The organism is Faecalibacterium sp. AM43-5AT (assembly GCF_003603345.1).
GTDB lineage: Bacteria > Bacillota > Clostridia > Oscillospirales > Ruminococcaceae > Faecalibacterium > Faecalibacterium taiwanense.
Genome location: NZ_QVGZ01000015.1, coordinates 1 through 18336 on the forward strand (window position 1 = coordinate 1; position 18336 = coordinate 18336).

An 18336-nucleotide genomic window follows, 5' to 3' on the forward strand; every position below is an offset into this window, starting at 1 on the left:
CACTGGAACTCACTTGCAAACTCCTGAATCTCTCCCTCTCCACTTTTATCCGCTGCGCCATCCACAACGTCAAGATCGAGAAAACGGTCATCGTTGCCAGTGGTGGCGAAGAAACTCTGACCGCTGTTTCCACTTTGCTTGCTCAGTGCAGCAGGGTGGGCGGCAACCTGAACCAACTCGCACGACACTTTAACTCTGGCGGAGCAGACACCGAACAGCTCCGGGCGAAACTCCTTGACGAACTTGCAGACCTGACTGCATTCCGGCTCCACGCCGAGAAAGTTCTGGGTGAACTGTATAGCAACGCTCAAGCATATCGCCTCTAAGAACTCGGCCTACACCGCCATCGAAGCGTACCTCGTTTACCAGCACGATGCGTTCACCGGAAAGCAGCTTCTGGATGAACAGGGCAAGCCGAAGCTGCGGGAATCGTATCTGCTCAATACGCTTAAGTGTGGCGATTTCTCCTTTGCAACAGCCTGTCTGCTGGCAAACCGCAAGTACGGAAACAGATTTCTTCGGTGCTGTACTGCGCAACGAACTTTGAAGATTTTTCTGACAGGCTCATGCAGCAGTACGGCATTGCCGTCAAGGAAAGTCGTGGACAGCTCAGCTATCTGCCCTCTGGCAGAACAAAGTTCATCCGCGCGAAACATCTCGGGGACAAGTTCGATAATGCGGCAGTGCTTGCCACGTTGCAGGCAAACACCGAACGCAAACCCAAGGTGCAGTTCAAGCAGGATGCCATCGGGAAACTGATCGACATCCAGTCGAGGCTGACCGAGGGCAAGGGCATCGGCTATAAGCGTTGGATCACGAAACACAATCTCAAAGTTATTGCACAGACCGTGAAGCTTCTGCAGGAAAAAGGCTTGACCGACGAGGACGCCCTGAACCAGCGCATCACCGAACTGGAAACCAAGTATCACGACTCGCTGGCGGTGGTGAAAGACCTCGAAGGTCGCATGAAAGCCAACAATGAGCTGCGCTATCACATCGCAGCCTACACCAGCACCAAGAATGTCGCACAGCAGTTAAAGACTGCCAAACGACCCGCAGTCTTTGAGGAGCAGCACCGTGCAGAGCTGACAGCGCACCGGGCGGCAACAGCCTATCTCAAGGCAAACAACGTCACCAAGCTGCCCAGCCCGAACAAGCTGGAAGCCGAGTATGCGCAGCTGGCATCCGAAAAGGCAAAGTTCTACGAACAGTACAAGGAAGCCAAGGAAGAACTGTTCAAGCTGAAAACAGCAAAGCAGAATGTTGCGTCATTTTTCCGGGAGGAAGAACCGGCGTAACAGGAGAGATAAAGGAGTGTGCGTATGATCAACTTGAAAATCGACCCGGAGTTCCAGAATCAGATTCCGCCGCTGACGGACGATGAGTACAAGCAGCTTGAAGAAAATATCCTCAAAGAAGGCAAGCTGCTCTCTCCTTTGATCGTGTGGAACAACACACTTGTTGATGGTCATAATCGTTATGAAATCGTTCAGGAGCATCCCGAAATCTCTTTCTCCACGATGCCACTCCCCTTTGAAAGCCGGGAAGAAGTCCTCGCTTGGATCTGCAAAAATCAACTGGGGCGGCGCAATTTAACCCCGGAGCAAAAGAAGTTCCTCATTGGAAAGCAGTACAGTGTGGAGCATCGGAAGCCCGGTGGAAACGGCAACAACCAGCACACGGCTGCTGCCAAGAAAACCGCCCCGGAGGAATTGTGTCAAATTGACACAATTCCTCCCACCTCTGCGGAAGCAAGCATCCGCAAGCAGATTACAGAGCGGAACAACGTTAGCGAATCCTATGTTGTCCGCTCGGAAAAGTTCATGCGGGGCGTGGAGATCATAGAGCAGATGATGCCCGGTACGAAAGAGAAGATCCTGTCCGGGCAGTTCAAAGTCCGTGATGCCGATATGCACCGTCTTGCCAGGGCAGATTTTCCGAATCGCAAGCAGATCGTGCACGAGATTCTGCACCCGGAGGACCGCCCTTCTCCGCAGAAACGAATCTACGGAATCAACTATTCTGCACTGGAAGCTGCCGTCCGGCGAATCCAGCAGGATGTTGATTTCCTGATGAAGTATCTCCCCAAGGTGCCTGATGATGCCTATGTGAAAGTGGAGACCACGAAGATTCTCAAACAGCATAAGGCATATATGGCACAGTTTGAAGAACTGCTGAACGATGAAAAAATCGCATAACGACAGGAACTTGTAAGCCATCAACGAGCCGCAAGTGCAGGGCGGAAAGCATCCGTGCCCTTGCGCCTGATAAAAATTGAATCTTTGATTTTCTTGCCCGGCTTTGCTGCGGTGGGACGATCAAAGGAGCGTGCGTTTGAACAAGAAGAAAAAATCCACAAATCTTTCCCCTTACCCCGATGAAGCCATCGAACGTCTGGCACGGGCATTCTACCCGGCCATTCTTGCCTGCTGGAACAGCGAGGAAGGCCAGCGGTCACTTGTCGGGGCAAGGCCCCTCCATCTTGCTTGCGCAAGACCGTTCGGTCGCTTAAAAGCCCCACTGGGGCTTTCATTGCTCCGCTGCGCTGCGTAAACGCGAGCTTGCCGCATGGCAGGCGGAGCAGGCTCACATCTCCGGCAAAGAAAAACAGGAAGTTCCCGCTGGGGAACTCCCTGTTGTACATATCGCTGTCGTATGTGGATTTTGGCAGGGTGCGTCTTTCGGGGCGCACCCTGTTTTTGTTTTGCCTTTAATCTTCTAGCCCGTGACTTCCTGCTACATTCCGCAGATATTCCTCTGGTTCGCCGTTCAGAATCAGTTCTGCATACGCCAGAGGGTCGTTGTAAATAAGATAATCCAGTTCAGACCGCTGTGCGCCGCCGCCCTGTTCAAGTCCTCTTCCGCACCGAAAAAGAAAAACCAGTACACATTGTGTACTGGTTTTTCTTGGTGCGGATAAGAGGACTTGAACCTCCACCGAGTTGCCCCGATTAGAACCTGAATCTAACGCGTCTGCCAATTCCGCCATATCCGCATATTCTGTTTTGTTCGTGAGCTGTGTTGCTCGGAACGATAGTTATTATACCAGATATGGCAGAATTGTCAAGCATTTTTTCGAAAAAACTTTTTCCTCACTGCAAAACGTCATACTTTCGCGAAAAAAGCCCTCTGCAGGCCGATTTTCCGGCGGTGCAGAGGGTCGGAGTTTCTTTGTTTTTTTCTTCAGCAGGCAGCCGTGCCGGAGGCCAGCAGATCAGACTTTGCCCCACACCAGCCACAGGTACGCATAGCCTGCCAGCACTGCAGCCAGCGTAAAGGGCACGCCGATGCGCAGGAAGTCGCGGGTGGTGACGGTCTCGCCGTTTTTGCGCAGAATGCCAATGGCCGCGATATTGGCCGAAGCACCGATCGGCGTCAAGTTGCCGCCCAGAGTGGCACCGGTGAGCAGGCCGAAGTAAAACACGTAGGGTTCCACGCCCACGCCATCGTTCATCAGGGCGGCGATGCTCTGCACCACCGGCAGCATGGCGGCCACGTAAGGGATGTTATCGATGAAGGCCGAAAGCACCACCGACACCACCACCAGCAGGGTGAACAGCCGGAAGGGACTTTCCCCTGCCACGGCATGGAACAGCCGGGCTGCTGCGTCGATAACACCCGCCGCGTGGATGCCCGCGATCACGATGAACAAGCCGAACAACAGCAGCAGGGTGTCGCAGTCCAGCTCGCCCAGCACATGCGCCAGCGGCTTGGCCGACCCTGCCCGCAGGCAGGCGCGCGCCACGCCAAACAGGCACAGCCCCATGCACACAAGACCGCTGCGCAGCTCGTACACCGTGTGCAGCGGCCCGGCTGCAGGCTCCGGCAGGAAAGATGCCGCGATCAGCAGGCCTACCGTCAGCAGCATCAGGGCAGTGGGCACATCGTCCTCCACCTCAGTCTCCACCTTTGCACAGACCGGCTGGGTCTCACGGCGGAACAGCCACAGCAGCACTGCCAGCGAAGCAAGTGCGCCCAGCTCTACGCCCCAGAAGATGCCCGGACGGCCCCGCATCCAGAAGAAATCGAAGAAATTCATGTCGGCAAAGCTGCCCAGCAGGATGCTGGTGGTGTCGCCCACCAGCGTGGCCGCGCCCTGCAGGTTGGAGGACACCGCAATGGCAATGAGCACCGGCACCGGCGAGATCTTCAGCTTGCGGGCAATGGCAAGGCCCACCGGTGCCACCATGAGCACCGTGGCCACATTGTCCACAAAAGCACTGATGACACCGGCGAACAGCGCCAGCATACACACCGCCCACTTGACATCCGGCACACGGACGATCAGCATTTCCGCCAGGCGGGCAGGCATTTTGCTCTCGATGAACAGTGCCACCGTACCCATGGTGCCCGCCATCATGAGCAGCACATTATAATCCACGGCCTGCAGCGCGGCGCGGAGTGAAAACTCGTAGACCCCCGCCTCGCCCAGCACAATAAAGAGCACCGCACTGCACAGTGCCACCCACGGGCGGTACTGCTGCAGCCGCAGCATCAATACATAGGTAACAGCAAACAGGATCAGTGCAAGTATCATTCGTTGATCTCCCCGCTGCGGGCATCCTCGTCGATCATGCGGTAGCCCACGCCCAGCTCATTGAGGATATAGGCATTGCTGCCCGGACGGCTGCCCAGCTTTTTGCGGATATTGGCCATGTTCACCTGCAGCTTTTTGGTGCTGCCGATGTCGGTATCGCCCCAGATGGCCTTGACGATGGCCGCATAGGTCATCACGCGGCCCGCGTGCTGGGAAAGAAACGCCACGATGTTGTATTCGGTCTGGGTCAGCTTGATCTCCTGCTCGTCCACGAACACCTTACGGCGGTCATAGTTGATGCGCATTCCCTGTGCGCGGAACTCACCCGCCGGGGCATTGCCGCCGTGCATGGCACTGTAGCGGTTCAGCCGCAGGGCAGCGCGCACGCGGGCCAGAAGTTCGCCGGTGCTGAAGGGCTTGGTGATGTAATCATTGGCACCCAGATCCAGCGCTTCGATCTTATCCATCTCGTCGGTGCGGGCCGAGAGCACCACGATGGGGGTCATATACTTCTGCCGCACGGTGCGGATGAATTCCAGCCCGTCCCGGTCCGGCAGGCCCAGATCCAGAATGACCAGATCCGGGTTGTGGGAGGCGAACAGGGTCAGGCCCATGGTACAGGTATGAGCCACCAGCGCCTGATAATCGTTGGTGGTGAGCAGCGTTTCGATAAAACTGCAGATATTTGCCTCATCCTCTACGATCAGGACCTTGAATTTGTTATTGCTCATCTTCTGCATCCTCCATTTCAATTTCTTCGGTCTCCAGCCAGAAGCGGATGGTCGTTCCCTCACCCAGACGGCTCTCGGCCTTGATCTCGCCGCCGTGCGCCTTGATGATGGCCGCACACACCGAAAGGCCGATACCCATGCCGTGCTTGCGGCTGTCTGCCGGTACATCCGGGTCGGTGCCGGAGAACAGCGTTTTCAGCCGTTCTCTGGGGATGCCGCAGCCATTGTCCGTCACCTCGAACACCGCACGATTGCCCACCGTGAACACCTTCAAGGTCAGTTTTGTCATGCCCTCGGCGTGCAGAGCGGCATTTTCCAGCAGGTTCATCAGCACCTGCTGGATGAGCATGGAATCCATGGGGATCACGATAAAGGCATCCGGCGTTTCCAGCTCCACCGGGATCTCCGGGTAGCGCTTGCGGAACTTGACCAGTACCGTATCCAGCAGTTCGTCCAGCACAGTGGGGGTCTTTTGCACCGTCACCTTCTCGCTGTCGATGCGGGTGACGGAAAGCAGATTCTCCACCATGCGGGTCAGCCACTGGGCATCGCTGCAGGCTTCGCCAAGCAGTTTAATGGTCTTTTCCTTATCCAGCGAGTCATAATTTTCGATCACAGTGGAGCAGGCACCGTAGATGGAGGTGAGCGGGGTGCGCAGATCGTGAGAAACCGCGCGCAAGAGGTTCGCGCGCATTTTTTCCTTTTCGCTTTCCATACGCAGCTGTTCCTGCTTTTTGATGCGGGTGGTGAGGGTGCTGGTCATGATGGACACCACCAGCATCACAAGGCCGGAGAACAGGTTTTCCGACAGGGTAAAATTGAAGGCGAAATACGGTGAGAGGAAGGCAAAGTTCACAGCCAGCACGCTGATGAGCGAAGCCGCCACGCCCCACGCATAACCTTCTGTATACATAGAGGTAACGAATACTGCCAGCATAAAGATAAGCATTGCCACGCCCTCAATGCGGCCCATAACGGCCTGTGTAAGCATCACCATGGCATAGGCGGCGAACAGAGCCAGCAGCATTACGGTGGCATCCCGCACAAGCGTCTGTTTTTTCATGCACATTCCCCTTCCCAAATAATATATTCCGTTTCCCGCATTATACCATAGAAAAACTAAAGATACAGTAAAAATCCTTTGCCGTAAAGAGGGACGTGATTTGACACTCCCTCTCCCCCGTAGTAGAATAGCCTTATCAACACTTTATCTCACTGGATCAGGAGTAACGATATGCTGTATTTCGAGAACGACTACTGTGAGGGTGCACACCCTGCCATCCTGCAAAAGCTGGCCGAGACCAACTTTGAAAAGGTGCCCGGCTATGGCACCGACCCCTACTGCGCCAGCGCCAAAGCAAAGATCTGCGCTGCCTGCGGCTGCCCGGATGCAGACGTGACCTTCATCTCCGGCGGCACCCAGACCAACGCCATCGTCATTGCGTCCATGCTGCAGCGCTGGCAGGGCGTGATGGCTGCTGCCACCGGCCATGTGGCTGCACACGAAGCCGGTGCCATTGAGTATACCGGCCACAAGGTCATTGCCCTGCCCGCCCACGAGGGCAAGGTGAGCGCCGCCGATGTGCGCGACTGGTGCGCCACCTTCTATGCCGATGCCAACCACGACCACATGGTGTTCCCCGGCATGGTATATATCTCTCACCCGTCCGAGTACGGCACCCTGTACACTAAGGCTGAGCTGGAAGAGCTGCACGCTGTGTGTCAGGAGTACCACATGCCCCTGTTCATGGACGGCGCACGCCTGGGCTACGGTCTGATGGCCAAGGGCACCGATGTTACCCTGCAGGATATCGCCCGCCTGACCGATGTGTTCTACATCGGCGGCACCAAGGTGGGCGCGCTGTGCGGCGAGGCCGTGGTGTTCCCCCACGGCGCACCGGCCCACTTTATGACTATGGTCAAGCAGCAGGGCGCGCTGCTTGCCAAGGGCCGTCTGATGGGCCTGCAGTTCGATGTGCTGTTCACCGATGATCTGTACACCCGCATCAGCCGGAACGCCATCGAGACCGCCGACCGTCTGAAGGAGGGCCTTGCTGCCAAGGGCTACCGCTTCTATATGGAGTCGCCCACCAATCAGGTGTTCCCCATTCTGGAAAACAGCCAGCTGGAAGCGCTGGAGCCACTGGCAAAGTTCGGCTTCTGGGAGAAGTACGACGACACCCACACCGTGATGCGCATTGCCACCAGCTGGGCCACCCGCATGGAGGAGATCGAGCAGCTGATCGACCTGATGTGATGCTGCCAAAGATTTTTGGCGGTTTTATGCGGGATACCAATTGCAATTCCTTTCACAATGTGGTATCTTTTGGGTAGACCAATGGGTTGGAGCCGGTGGGCCTTGCAGGACAGCGCTTCGGCCAGCTGGCTCTATGAAATGATCGGAAAGAAGGTATTTTAACATGGGCTTTTTTGATAAGCTGTTCGGCGGCAAGACCGAGCAGGAAGAGACTGCCAAATTCTTCGGCCAGAGCAAGACCGTTCTGACCCCCATCCGCGGCAAGGTGCTGGCACAGGCCGACATCCCCGACGAGACCTTTGCACAGGGCATCCTTGGCCCCGGCTGCGGCATTGAGCCCACCGGCAAGACCGTGTATGCTCCGTTTGACGGCACCGTGGAACAGGTAGCTTCCACCCTGCACGCTGTGGGCCTGACCAGCGAGGACGGCATGGAGATCCTGATCCATGTTGGCATGGACACCGTGGAGATGAACGGCAAGGGCTTCAAGGCACTGGTCAAGGTGGGCGACAAGGTCAAGGCCGGCACCCCGCTGCTGAAAGTGGATCTGGACGCCATCAAGGCTGCAGGCCATCCCACCGCAACGGCCATCATCGTGACCAACGGCGATGACATGGGCGAGCTGAAGATGCTGGCTGAGGGCGATGTGCTGGCCGGCACCCCGCTGTTCAAGTTCTGATTTCTGCACAGCAAAAGGCGTGCACTTCCGCAAAGGAGGTGCACGCCTTTTTGATTTCCCGATCTTACTGGCCGCCCGGCTTGTAGTGCAGCACCCGCTCCGACACCAGCCCGTTGAAGAACTGGATGAAGGGCCCCAGGCAGAAGGCACAGATCAGCGTACCGATGCCCACAAGGCCGCCCAGCAGCCAGCACAGCAGCGCACACAGTGCATCGGTGAACACGCGGCAGCCGAAGTACGGCACCGGGGTGTAGTCCCGCAGGCCCAGCGAGAGGTAATCGTACGGGGCGATGCCCAGATCTGCCGTCTGGTACAGCGAAGCCCCCAGCGCCGTGACCGGCACCGCCAGCGCCACCCACAGCAGCTGCACCGGCAGGCCCAGCGCCTCGGCCGGGCCAAAGTGGGCTGCAATGGGGTCGTAGAAGGCCGTGACAATGAACCCGACGCCAATGCCGTTGACAAAGGTGCCAAGGCCGATGTACTTGCGCCCGAACCAGAACTGCAGTGCAAAGAACAGGATGTTCGTGCACAGGTTCTGCACGCCCAGCGAGATGCCCAGCATCTCGGCCAGACGCATATTCAGTGCGCTGATGGAGTCGTTGCCAAGGTGAGACTGCTTGAACAGTGCAATGCCCAGCCCGATGATCACAATACCGACCACCATGCCGAGGATGCGCCGCGCCGAGGGCATCTGCGGGTTCTTTTTCATGATTCTGTTCTCCTTTTTTGCACCAGTTTTACAACGTTCGTTGAAAGCTCAGCGGTGAAGCTGCGTTTCGATCCTTGCCCTGTCTAGCCCTTCGCCAATGACGATGAGCACATCCTGCCCCTGCGGGATGGGTTCCAGTGTTCTGCCGGCAGCGGTGGCGTTCAGCTCCAGCCAGCCGGTGGTGCCCTGCGGATCCGGTGCAAAGCCCTTCACCCGCAGCACATGGCCGCAGGCGGCATCCGCAAACAGGTGGTCGGCAGCGGCCTGCAGCTGCTGCAGCGTCAGGTGCTGCTCCAGAAAGCACAGAGAGCTGAAGGCTTCGTGCTCGTCAAAATGCAGCTTTTCGCAGCTGGCCTGCCTGCAGCCGCAGGCCGCAATGGCGGCAAGGTCGGCATCGGTAAGCCGTGCCCAGTCTTTGGTGATGATCTCTTCCGGCGCAAAGCGGCGGGAGCACTTGCAGCCCTCCAGCGCACGGGTCAGATGAGCCACGGCGGCAGCGGTCTGCTGCTGCCCGGCCAGCTGGGTACGGCTGACCAGCACCCGGCCCGCGTTGGCCGTCTCGGATGCCAGCACGTACTCAGCCTGCGGCGAAAGCGTTTCCGGCAGCATGGCATCCACTATGGCGATCACATTGCCGATGTGATACCAGCGGTCCAGCGGGTCGTCCCGCAGCACATCAAAAAACTCGTCCACATCAAAGATGCCGCTGGGTTCCACCACCACCCGGTCGAACCCGCGCATGGCCATAGCAATCAGCTTGGTGCGCATCCGGCGTTGATGGGTGTCGCAGTCGCATCCGCCGCTGATGGTCTCAAGGTCGCAGTTCGGGCCAAGAAGGTCCTGCACCAGCATGGCATCCACGTTCACCGCGCCGAAGTCGTTTTCCAGAATGCAGACATTGTGGCCCTGTGCCACCAGATACCGGACATACCGACGCAGAAATGTGGTTTTGCCTGCACCCAGAAAGCCGGTGATAAGGTCTACCTGTACCATAATAAAAAAGCACCCCCTGTGCTGTTGTTTGCCCGATTCCAGTATACCGCAGCAAACTGCAATACGCCAGTGGCAGATGCAAAAGCCCCGCATTTCTGCGGGACTTTTTATGTTCGTATTCAGCCGCTGTCGGATGCAGAGCTGTACTCGGCAATGACCTTGCGGGCGGCAGGTGCCATTTGGGCCGGTACGGCGGCAGGCTTTGCAAGGAAGTAGCCCTGCAGCGCATCCGCGCCCAGCTCTATGACCTTGCGCAGTTCGGCGGCGGTCTCCACGCCCTCAGCAATGATCTGCATGCTGCGCGGGTGGGCATAGGCCACGATGTTCTGCACGATCTGCTGCTTGTCCGGGTCGGTATCGATGCCGCGGATGATGGCGATATCCACCTTGATGAACCGGGGCGAAAGCTCCAGCAGGCTGTTCTCGTTGGCAAAGCCGCTGCCGTAATCGTCCAGCGCGAACATGCCGGAGAAGCCCGGCGCATGGCGCTTGGCCTCCAGTGCTTCGTGGTCGATCTCCTCTTCCTCGGTGATCTCAATGACCATCTGGCGGCACAGCTCATGCCAGCGGCTTTCCATATACTCGCTGTCCTCTCTGGGCAGGCAGACGCTTGCAATGGAGTTGATGAACAGCATCGTGTCCCTGCGCACAAGGCCCTCGCTGCGCAGGTGGTCGAAGGTCTCCAGCGACTTGAAGAAGGTCAGCCGCTCGATCTCGCACAGTGCGCCCTGCTCCCGCGCCAGCTTCATGATGGTAGCGGGCGAGCGCAGCGCTTCCCTATCGGAGCGCATCAGGGCTTCGTAGGCCATCACCTTGCCGGTGCGGGCCGAGAAGATGGGCTGGAATACATAGTACACCCGCTCCTCGGTAAGCAGCTGCTGGAAGTCGCGTCTCAGCTGTGCGGCCTGTGCTTCCTGCTGGTAGATCTCCATGCTGAACTCTTCCAGATGTCCCTTGTTGGTGCGCTTGACCTGATAGAGGGCAAAGTCGGCATACTTTTTCAGGCTGTCCATATCGGTGCCGCTGGCCGGGTACCATGCCACACCGCCGGAAATGCTGATACGCAGCTCATTGCCGCTGGGCAGGATGGCAACGCTCTTCTTCATAGCGCTGCTCAGGGTGCGGATCTTCTCACGGATCTGATCCTGACTGGAATAGCCGTAGAACAGCAGCACGAACTCATCGCCGGAAAGGCGGGACACCACAGTGCCGTTGGGCGTGTTCTCAGCAAGGCAGCGACCCGTGCGGTGGATGTACTGGTCGCCCCAGTCGTGGCCGTAGGTATCGTTGATGTGCTTGAGGTTGTCCAGATCCATCATCAGCAGAGCTGCAACGCCCAGCTGGTGCGGATCGCGGAACAGCTCTTCGCTCACGCGGTGGAAGGCCTGACGGTTATACAGGCCGGTCAGGATATCGTAATCGCGTTCGTGCTCAATACGCATGCGCTCCAGCGTGGCGGCGGTAACGTCCTCAGCCAGACCCACCTGCGTGGTCTGGTCGTTGGTGACGCGCAGCATGATGTAGCGGGTCTCGCCCTCCTTGCGGATGGTGAGCATCTTGTCCCCCTCTGCCGTAGTGGTGCAGGGATGGGAAAGTTGGATGTGGCTCAGCTTTTCCTCAAAGCGGCGCACGCTCAGGAAGCAATCCTTGGGCTGGGGGGCACCCAGCAGCGCAAAAAAGTTATCGGTAACATACACACTGCCAGTGTCGAACCGCAGCTCATAGCCGCCCAGCTCCACACTGGCCATGTCCATGATGCGCAAAAACTTTGTGGAGTTGTTCAGCAGCTCGCTGTTCAAGCTGGTCAGTGCATCGGCCAGACGGTCCAGCTCCCGGATGTTGGTATGGGACAGCTGCGGGAACTGCTTTTTCTCCTGCCCGTCCACCACTTCGTGATACAGCAGCTCCACCGGATGGGCCAGATTGCGGGCAACGACCAGACTGCCCAGCGCGCCCAGCACCAGCGTAAACACAATGGCAATGGCGATCACGCTGCGCACATTGTCTGCAAAGGCAAACAGCACCTTGCTGTTCACGGTGCCGATCAGCAGCCAGCGCTCATTGGAAAACGGCGCGTTGCGGCTGTACAGGGTAATGGGCAGGGCCACGGCATAATAGTCTTTATTCCGTAGCGTCAGCCAGCACTCGTCCGCCCGGAGTTCGCAGTTCATCATGCCGGCCGGTGCTTCCGAAGCGGTCACATCCTCGCTGGAAGTGACCGCCTTGCTGACGATAAAGGAGGTATCTTTCTCATCAGCAGTGGTGGAGACTAAGAAGTAGGTGCCGGTATTGCCGTCCTGCAGTTCACTGTAAGGCAGCTTTGTCTGCAGGTAACTGGTAAGCAGCTCCACACCCACCACACCGTAGATCGTGCCGTCCGGCAGGATCAGCGGCTGGGAGTAGGCAATGGCGGTGCGGCTGTCGTCGCCTATCTTATAGACACTGGTGGTCCAGCGGCCGTAATCCTCGGCGTTCAGCCTTGCGCCGTCCTCCCACGCGGTCTGGAAGGGAGTCTTGAAAAAGCCGTTGCCCTTCAGGCCGTAGTAGCGCAAGGTGGGCTGCCAGCTTTTATCGGTGGTGATGCTCAGCTTTTTGACCACCGCCGAGCTGCCGCGCTCGATCATCAGATCGGCGTTGTCCCCCGAAGGGCGGGCATCCGGGTCCAGATCCCGCAGGTAGATGCCGGGCAGGCCGCAGCCCACATCAAGGTTGTACAGATTCACGGTGTTCAGTACCACAAAGATGCCACTGACCGGTTTTGCTCGCAGGGTGCTCACCAACTCCGGCGCAATGGCCGTGAGCAGTGCGTCGCTCTTCTCACGGCTCGTGTTCAGTTCGGCCAGATCGAGCTGGCCTTCTTCCTGCATGGCAAGAACGGTATTGTTGATGTGCTCCGACAGATCGGTCAGGTTCTGTGCATCCTGCATCAGGTCCTGCACGTAGCTGACGCGGTTGCGCACCTGCATGTTGAGCATGTCCTTGGCGTTCTGGTTCAGCCTGCCGTCCACATTGGTAATGGTAATGCTGACTGCCAGCAGCACCACCTCTACCTGCATCACCAGCATCATGGCGCTAAAAATGGTGCGGAAGATAGGCCTGCCCGTTTTTTTGCGCCGGGCGGCATCCGTATCCTTCTGTCTGCACAGCATCACCATCACCTCTCTTCCTCAGCGTGTTCCGTCGGCTCAGCCCTCGTACCGTTTGAGCTGGCTGCAGATATCCTGATACCATGCCTCAAAGTGATCGTCGGTCAGGAACTCGGCTTCTGCGTCCGCAGCGCTCTGACCCTCGGCGATGCGCTGCTCCACGGTCTCGCGGTCCGCAGCGGCAAGGTCACTCAGGCCGTATTCCAGCACCTTGCGGGCGCTGCTGCCGCCTGCAAAGGCGTGGGGCGTGTACAGGCGGTTGCCGTTCACGGTATCTACGGCAGCGGTCAGGATCTGCTCCATGCTGTCGTTCAGGGTCAGGCCGCTGGAGGTGATCGTATCCATGCTGTTGGCTTCCCTGGTAACAGGCAGATAGCCGGAACCCACCGCAAAGGCAATGTTGTTTTCCGGCTGGACGAACCACTTGAGGAACTCCACCGAAGCTTCGATCTCTTCCTCCTTGCCAGCAGTCACCACCATGCCGGCACCCTGCTGCACGGCAACCTTTTCGCCGTCTGCAAACTCCGGGCTGGGCAGCGCCTTCATGCTGATATCGTGGCTCTCGTTGGCATCGTTCGTCACCCGCGCGGGGAAGAAGGTAGCGCTGGAACAGGAGCCAACATAGCCCAGCACGTTGCCGGCCTTGATATCGTCACTGCGGAAGCGGCCGCTGGCGGCAAACCAGCCCTTGACGAAGGGCACGTAGTAGTTATCCCACAGCTTGCGGGCCGCATCGTGCTCAAAGTTGACGGTCATTTTGCCGTTCTTCACCTCAAAGATGGTGCCGCCCAGCTGCTGTGCGCCCACCAGCATGTAGTTTGCCATAGCATCGCGGCCGAACAGGGCCTTGCCGTCGTCCGGGGCAGCGGTCTGAGCATCGGTCCAGTTGTAGTATTTTTCAGCGGTGTCTACCAGACCTTCCACGGTGGCAAGGTCGTCGTAGCTGGCACCGGTGGCCTCGGCAAAGGGCTGCCAGTCGGTGTCGTTGAAGAGCATCACCTCGGTGGATTTTGCCACCGGGAAGATCTTTACGCTGCCGTTGGCGTCAAAGTCGCCCTCAGAGAGGTAGCCGTCAATAAACTGGGCCTTCTCGTCATCGGTCAGGTAGGGTGCAAGATCCACCACCATCCCCATCTGATCCAGCGCATAGACCGTATCGGCATAAGCCGAGAACACGTTGGGCATGGCGGACGCACCCACCTTGCCTTCGGCAGCATCCATCACGCTCTGTTCCAGATCGTTCACGCTGCCCTGACTCTCGGTGGACACCACGATGCCCTTCTCGGCACCCACGGTCTCGTTGAACTTGTCCACAAGATCGGTAAAGCATTCCAGCTGGTCACCGTTATAATAAGTCCACACCGTAATGTTGGTCACCTGCGTGGTCTTTGCATTCTGGGCGCTGCTGCCGCAGCCCACGCAGCCAAGGGCCAGTGCCGCGGCGCACAGCCCGGACACGACCGCTTTGAGATATTTTTTCATCAAATTCCCCCTGAGGGCGCTCACGCAGCAGGACGTTCCGGCTGCCATATCACCCGACTATACCTAGTTTATCATACCACCTTTTTCCGGGTGCGTAAACAAAATCTGGCAAAAATCTTCATAATCACAAGAAAGCGGAAGAACTTTCCACCCATCGGAACAAAAAGCACAGCCCTTCCCATTGGCTGGGAAAAGCTGTGCTTTGCAGCTGTTATTCGGTTTTTTCTGCCGGGACGGTGGACACAGTGATCTGCTCATAATCCGCACTGTGGGCAAGATAAACGCTCAGGTCACCGGTGTTGGTGGTCTCCATGCCGTCCAGCTTTGTGCAGGCGCAAAGGCCGAAGGCCAGCACATCCATGCCGGCAGCAGCGCCCTGCCAGAATTTATCCTCGCAGCCGGGCTTTGCCCAGCGCCGCGGCAGATACTGCACAAAGCCCACAGCCGTCAACAATTCATCCGCCTCGGCCAGCTGGGCCTCGGCAGCGGCATCGTCCAGCATATCCCTGCCCGCGCAGCGCTGCAGGATGACATGGCACACCGGGCGGCGTGTGACCTCCAGCACCGAGTGACGGAAGCCGTAGCGGGAGACGTTCTTTTTGCCGTACAGCAGGATGAAGCCCATGCTGTTGCGGCTGTCCGCCCGCAGGAAGCCGTGGGTGATGTAGGGCATCTGCTGGGTATAGTTGAGGGTATCCAGCGTGCAGAAATCCAGCGGTTCCAGCGAGTACAGCTCCAGATCGTACCGGGTGATGTGGGAGCGGTTGTAGAACGGCATGTTCGCGCCGTTGATGTCCGCCGGGCAGGTGCGCATGGTGACAGGCGCGTTCTCGGCCACATGGTAACAGTTGCGGATGAGCCGCAGCAGGTGGTCGATATCGCTGCCGTTGGTAATGGAAGCCGAGCCACCGCCCAGACGGATGGCCTGCACCTCGCAGTCGGCAAAGTCAGCAGCGTTGGCCCTAAGCTCCAGCGCCATGGCCAGCACATATTCATGCAGCATTTCGGTGTTGCGGCCCTCGATCAGGGTGCGTCCGTTGAAGGACGGCTTCCGGGTGATGAAGGGGAAATTCAGCTTCATCACCACCGGGTGAAGCGGGGTAGTTTCCATAATTATATGACCTCCGTCAACAGCAATGCCGCACCGGAAGCAGAGGTTTGCCCTGCCCCGGCGCGGCACCGAGAAGAAAGAAAAAACCGTTTAGGATGGGCTTGCGGCACCGACAGCTTTATTCTATCGGACAGCAGCCCGTTTGGCAAGAGAAATTATGCCTTTGCCTGTGCGATGCAGTCGGCCACAGCCTCCTGCACAGCCTTGACAGAGAAGCTCAGAGTGGAAGAGGTGATGGCATCCACGCTGGTATCGCCCTGGCTCTCCACAACGGCAGCTGCCATGCTGGAGCGCAGGTCGTCCTTCATCAGGTCCTCGTTGCCGGAAGAGGTGATCTTGCAGTCGGTGATGGCATCCTCGCTGAAGGTCATGGTAACGGTGACGGTGCTGTAGCTGGAGTTCTTGGAGGAGGTGTAGGTACCGGCATAGTATTTGCCGTTGGTGGTACGCTCCTCGGCAGAGTTCTCGCCGCCAATGCCGTTGTCCAGATCGTTCTTGACATACTCAGCAGCCAGGTAACCGGTCACGAATGCACTGCCACAGCTGTTGCCTGCGGTGGGGGTGTGGTACTGCACACCGTAGCGCTGGCCGCAGCAGTTGCCGACAGCGTACAGGCCGGGGATGGGTGCCTTGGCACCGGTCAGAACGCGGTACTCACCGTCAGTGCAGACAGCAGCATGCTGGCACAGGCCGCCGGAGGGGTTGCCGCCGGTAACGGCAGAAGCTGCGAAGAAGGGAGGATCCTGGATCTTGAAGTGCATCATGGATGCGTCTGCGCCCCAGTCGGAGTCGTAACCGGCATCGCACATCTCGTTCCAGTGCTTCACTTCGTCCAGGAAGCCCTGCTTTGCGTCACCCTCATAGCCCATGATGTCGGCCAGCTCTTCCAGAGTGTCGGCAGCATACAGGGTGGTGGGGTCGTTGCCGTAGCGGGCAAATGCCTGCACGGAGAAGCCGTCGGGGCCGGTCTTGTAGTTGGCCATATCCTTGCGGACCTTCTCCAGCATGTACTCGTTGCTGCGATCCATGGCCTGATGGTCGTAGGCCTGATACTCGCAGTATGCATCCCAGTTGGAGTCGGTGACGCAGACCATCTTCTGGCCTTCGGGCATCATATCCAGATAGCCCACGGAGCCGTGGCGGGTGATGGTCTCATTGAAGAAACGCTTGCCGTCGTTGCCAAAGATGGGCCAGATGCCGCCGAAGGGGAAGGACGGACGGCTGTTGATGCCGGCTGCCTGACCTGCACGGGGGCCTGCCTCCATGGTAGCGCCTGCCCACATCATCATACGGATGCCGGAGCCATCACGGCCCATGGAAGAAACGTTGTTCACATCGGTGCGGTCCTTGCCGTAAGACCATGCCAGATTGCGCAGGGTATCGCACAGGTCCAGACGCATGTCCGGGTTGCCTCCAAAGTCGCCTGCTGCCACGATGACAGCGTCGGCGTTGACCTGGAAGTACTTGCCGTCGATATCGGTGAAGATGGCACCGGTGACCTTGCCATTGTCGTGTACGAGGGTCAGGCCCTGAGCGCCGTAGATGTACTCACAGCCCTTCTCCACAGCCTTCTGCTGCAGCAGTCGCACGGTATACGGCCACATGTTGTTGTTGGTGTTGGTCTCGGTGCCGGTATCACGCCACTGGGTCATGCCAACGTAGTAGTAGCTGTGGCTGCAGGGGTTCTGAAAGTGCTTGTTGCCCTTGTAGTTCACAGCGTGAGCGTACTTTGCAACATAGTCGGGATCCAGCTCAGCCAGCATCCAGTCCAGAGCTTCGCCGGAACGGGTGGCGTAATCCTTGACGATCTTCTGGTTTGCGTGGCCCAGAGCCTTGACCATGTACTCGGTGAAGATGTCCATGGGGTCGTACTTCTCGGCACCCTTGTCCAGGAAGAACTTGGAGTTGTAGGTGGTCAGGTCGCAGGCGTAGTTGTCGTACTCTTCCCAGGTCTGCACCTCGCAGCAGATGGTGTCCAGACCCTCTTCTGCACAGCGCAGGGCAGCGGCAGTACCAGCCTGACCAGCACCGATGACCAGGACCTCGCAGTCCTTGGTGTACTCCACCTTATCGGCCAGCTGCGGCTCGTCGCCCAGCCATGCGGGCTTGTTGTTCATGAACTGCTCTTCCGGAATGTTCAGAGGATCGACCATGCCCACCATCATGGAACCCATGATGTCGCCGTTTCCCTTCTGCTCGATGTACTCCTCAGGAGTTTCGGGAGCCTTGGCATCCGGGTTGGAGCCGCGGTTGGACTGGCAGTAGCTGGTGGCAAAGATGTCGTCCCAGGTAATGGTGGAAGCGGCAGCAGCCGGTGCTTCGGAAGCAGCGGCACTGCCTGCTGCAGAGGAAGCAACAGCACTGCTTGCGCTGTTGGAGCAGCCGGACAGTGCGCCTGCAGCGGCAGCGCCCAGAGCGCTGAGAGCCGATGCGCGGATGAAGTTTCTGCGCGAGATCTTGTTCATAGTGCGGAACCCTTTCTTTTCTCTTCTTGTCTTCTTTTCTCAAAACATTTTGCTGCACAGGACACAGTTTGATGTTTTTTTGACGATATTCATTATAATTAAATCTTTACCAAAAGAGAAATTCAATTTTCCCGTTTGCAGTTATTCAGTTTTTCTATCAGTTATCTTGACCTTTTCCCGGCCCGCTGTTACAATTGGCGTATCACTTTTGCCCGAAGGGAGGCTT

At 58.0% G+C, this 18336-nt stretch carries 14 protein-coding genes, 1 tRNA gene and 1 pseudogene; 6 read left to right on the forward strand and 10 right to left on the reverse strand.

Annotated elements, in window-relative coordinates; translation table 11 throughout:
* The 4 genes and pseudogenes from mobC to DW937_RS15250 form a co-directional block, all read left to right on the forward strand.
* Positions 1–326 (forward strand): plasmid mobilization relaxosome protein MobC (mobC, locus tag DW937_RS15490; protein ID WP_120121280.1); only part of this gene is annotated, 326 nt, incomplete at its 5' end.
* Positions 298–1298 (forward strand): annotated as a pseudogene (locus DW937_RS13245) (hypothetical protein). The gene mobC and the pseudogene DW937_RS13245, both read left to right, overlap by 29 nt.
* Positions 1299–1322: 24 nt before the next feature.
* Positions 1323–2198 carry a hypothetical protein gene (locus DW937_RS13250; protein ID WP_120121282.1) on the forward strand — a complete coding sequence of 292 codons (876 nt, stop codon included), beginning with the start codon at positions 1323–1325 and terminating at the stop codon, positions 2196–2198.
* Positions 2199–2334: 136 nt separating this feature from the next.
* On the forward strand, positions 2335–2553 hold the full coding sequence (locus DW937_RS15250; RefSeq protein ID WP_243111486.1) for a hypothetical protein: 219 nt from the start codon (positions 2335–2337) through the stop codon (positions 2551–2553).
* Between the two features lie 355 nt (positions 2554–2908).
* Here the strand turns inward: DW937_RS15250 and DW937_RS13270 are convergent.
* The 4 genes from DW937_RS13270 to DW937_RS13285 all read right to left on the reverse strand — a co-directional run bounded on the left by DW937_RS13270 (position 2909) and on the right by DW937_RS13285 (position 6331).
* Positions 2909–2995, reverse strand: a tRNA-Leu gene (locus tag DW937_RS13270).
* A 219-nt stretch (positions 2996–3214) separates the two neighbouring features.
* A complete protein-coding gene (locus tag DW937_RS13275) occupies positions 3215–4537 on the reverse strand; it encodes an SLC13 family permease (protein WP_120121284.1) in 1323 nt (440 codons plus the stop codon).
* Positions 4534–5268, reverse strand: a complete 735-nt coding sequence (locus DW937_RS13280; protein WP_044954127.1) for a response regulator transcription factor — start codon at positions 5266–5268, stop codon at positions 4534–4536. Before DW937_RS13280 ends, DW937_RS13275 begins: the two co-directional genes overlap by 4 nt.
* The gene (locus tag DW937_RS13285; RefSeq protein ID WP_097777280.1) at positions 5258–6331 is read right to left on the reverse strand and encodes an ATP-binding protein; all 1074 of its coding nucleotides are present in this window, start codon (positions 6329–6331) and stop codon (positions 5258–5260) included. Before DW937_RS13285 ends, DW937_RS13280 begins: the two co-directional genes overlap by 11 nt.
* 171 nt (positions 6332–6502) lie before the next feature.
* Between DW937_RS13285 and DW937_RS13290 the strand changes: the two genes are divergently transcribed.
* On the forward strand, positions 6503–7525 hold the full coding sequence (locus DW937_RS13290) for an aminotransferase class I/II-fold pyridoxal phosphate-dependent enzyme (protein WP_005944946.1): 1023 nt from the start codon (positions 6503–6505) through the stop codon (positions 7523–7525).
* Positions 7526–7688: 163 nt separating this feature from the next.
* Complete coding sequence (locus tag DW937_RS13295; protein WP_120121286.1) at positions 7689–8204, forward strand: PTS glucose transporter subunit IIA; 516 nt, start codon at positions 7689–7691, stop codon at positions 8202–8204.
* 64 nt (positions 8205–8268) lie between these two features.
* On the opposite strand, the gene DW937_RS13300 is transcribed toward DW937_RS13295, so the two are convergent.
* The 6 genes from DW937_RS13300 to DW937_RS13325 all read right to left on the reverse strand — a co-directional run bounded on the left by DW937_RS13300 (position 8269) and on the right by DW937_RS13325 (position 18110).
* Positions 8269–8913, reverse strand: a complete 645-nt coding sequence (locus tag DW937_RS13300; protein ID WP_097777278.1) for a hypothetical protein — start codon at positions 8911–8913, stop codon at positions 8269–8271.
* 48 nt (positions 8914–8961) lie between these two features.
* Positions 8962–9906, reverse strand: coding sequence for a GTP-binding protein (locus DW937_RS13305; RefSeq protein WP_120121288.1), 945 nt, complete (start codon positions 9904–9906; stop codon positions 8962–8964).
* A gap of 119 nt (positions 9907–10025) precedes the next feature.
* Entirely contained in the window at positions 10026–13055 is a 3030-nt protein-coding gene (locus DW937_RS13310) for an EAL domain-containing protein (protein ID WP_243111487.1), read from the reverse strand.
* Between the two features lie 36 nt (positions 13056–13091).
* Entirely contained in the window at positions 13092–14534 is a 1443-nt protein-coding gene (locus DW937_RS13315) for an extracellular solute-binding protein (RefSeq protein WP_120121292.1), read from the reverse strand.
* 211 nt (positions 14535–14745) lie between these two features.
* Positions 14746–15645, reverse strand: coding sequence for a hypothetical protein (locus tag DW937_RS13320; RefSeq protein ID WP_120121294.1), 900 nt, complete (start codon positions 15643–15645; stop codon positions 14746–14748).
* Positions 15646–15800: 155 nt separating this feature from the next.
* A complete protein-coding gene (locus tag DW937_RS13325; RefSeq protein ID WP_120020362.1) occupies positions 15801–18110 on the reverse strand; it encodes an FAD-binding protein in 2310 nt (769 codons plus the stop codon).
* Between the last annotated feature and the right edge of the window lie 226 nt (positions 18111–18336).

Bases quoted from the DNA above. Each gene is read 5' to 3' on its own strand.
- DW937_RS13305 (WP_120121288.1), bottom strand. From the start codon at position 9,906: ATGGTACAGGTAGACCTTATCACCGGCTTTCTGGGTGCAGGCAAAACC.
- DW937_RS13280 (WP_044954127.1), bottom strand. From the start codon at position 5,268: ATGAGCAATAACAAATTCAAGGTCCTGATCGTAGAGGATGAGGCAAAT.
- DW937_RS13295 (WP_120121286.1), top strand. From the start codon at position 7,689: ATGGGCTTTTTTGATAAGCTGTTCGGCGGCAAGACCGAGCAGGAAGAG.
- DW937_RS13250 (WP_120121282.1), top strand. From the start codon at position 1,323: ATGATCAACTTGAAAATCGACCCGGAGTTCCAGAATCAGATTCCGCCG.
- DW937_RS13325 (WP_120020362.1), bottom strand. From the start codon at position 18,110: ATGAACAAGATCTCGCGCAGAAACTTCATCCGCGCATCGGCTCTCAGC.
- DW937_RS13285 (WP_097777280.1), bottom strand. From the start codon at position 6,331: ATGAAAAAACAGACGCTTGTGCGGGATGCCACCGTAATGCTGCTGGCT.
- DW937_RS13310 (WP_243111487.1), bottom strand. From the start codon at position 13,055: ATGCTGTGCAGACAGAAGGATACGGATGCCGCCCGGCGCAAAAAAACG.
- DW937_RS13275 (WP_120121284.1), bottom strand. From the start codon at position 4,537: ATGATACTTGCACTGATCCTGTTTGCTGTTACCTATGTATTGATGCTG.
- DW937_RS13320 (WP_120121294.1), bottom strand. From the start codon at position 15,645: ATGGAAACTACCCCGCTTCACCCGGTGGTGATGAAGCTGAATTTCCCC.
- DW937_RS13315 (WP_120121292.1), bottom strand. From the start codon at position 14,534: ATGAAAAAATATCTCAAAGCGGTCGTGTCCGGGCTGTGCGCCGCGGCA.
- DW937_RS13300 (WP_097777278.1), bottom strand. From the start codon at position 8,913: ATGAAAAAGAACCCGCAGATGCCCTCGGCGCGGCGCATCCTCGGCATG.
- DW937_RS13290 (WP_005944946.1), top strand. From the start codon at position 6,503: ATGCTGTATTTCGAGAACGACTACTGTGAGGGTGCACACCCTGCCATC.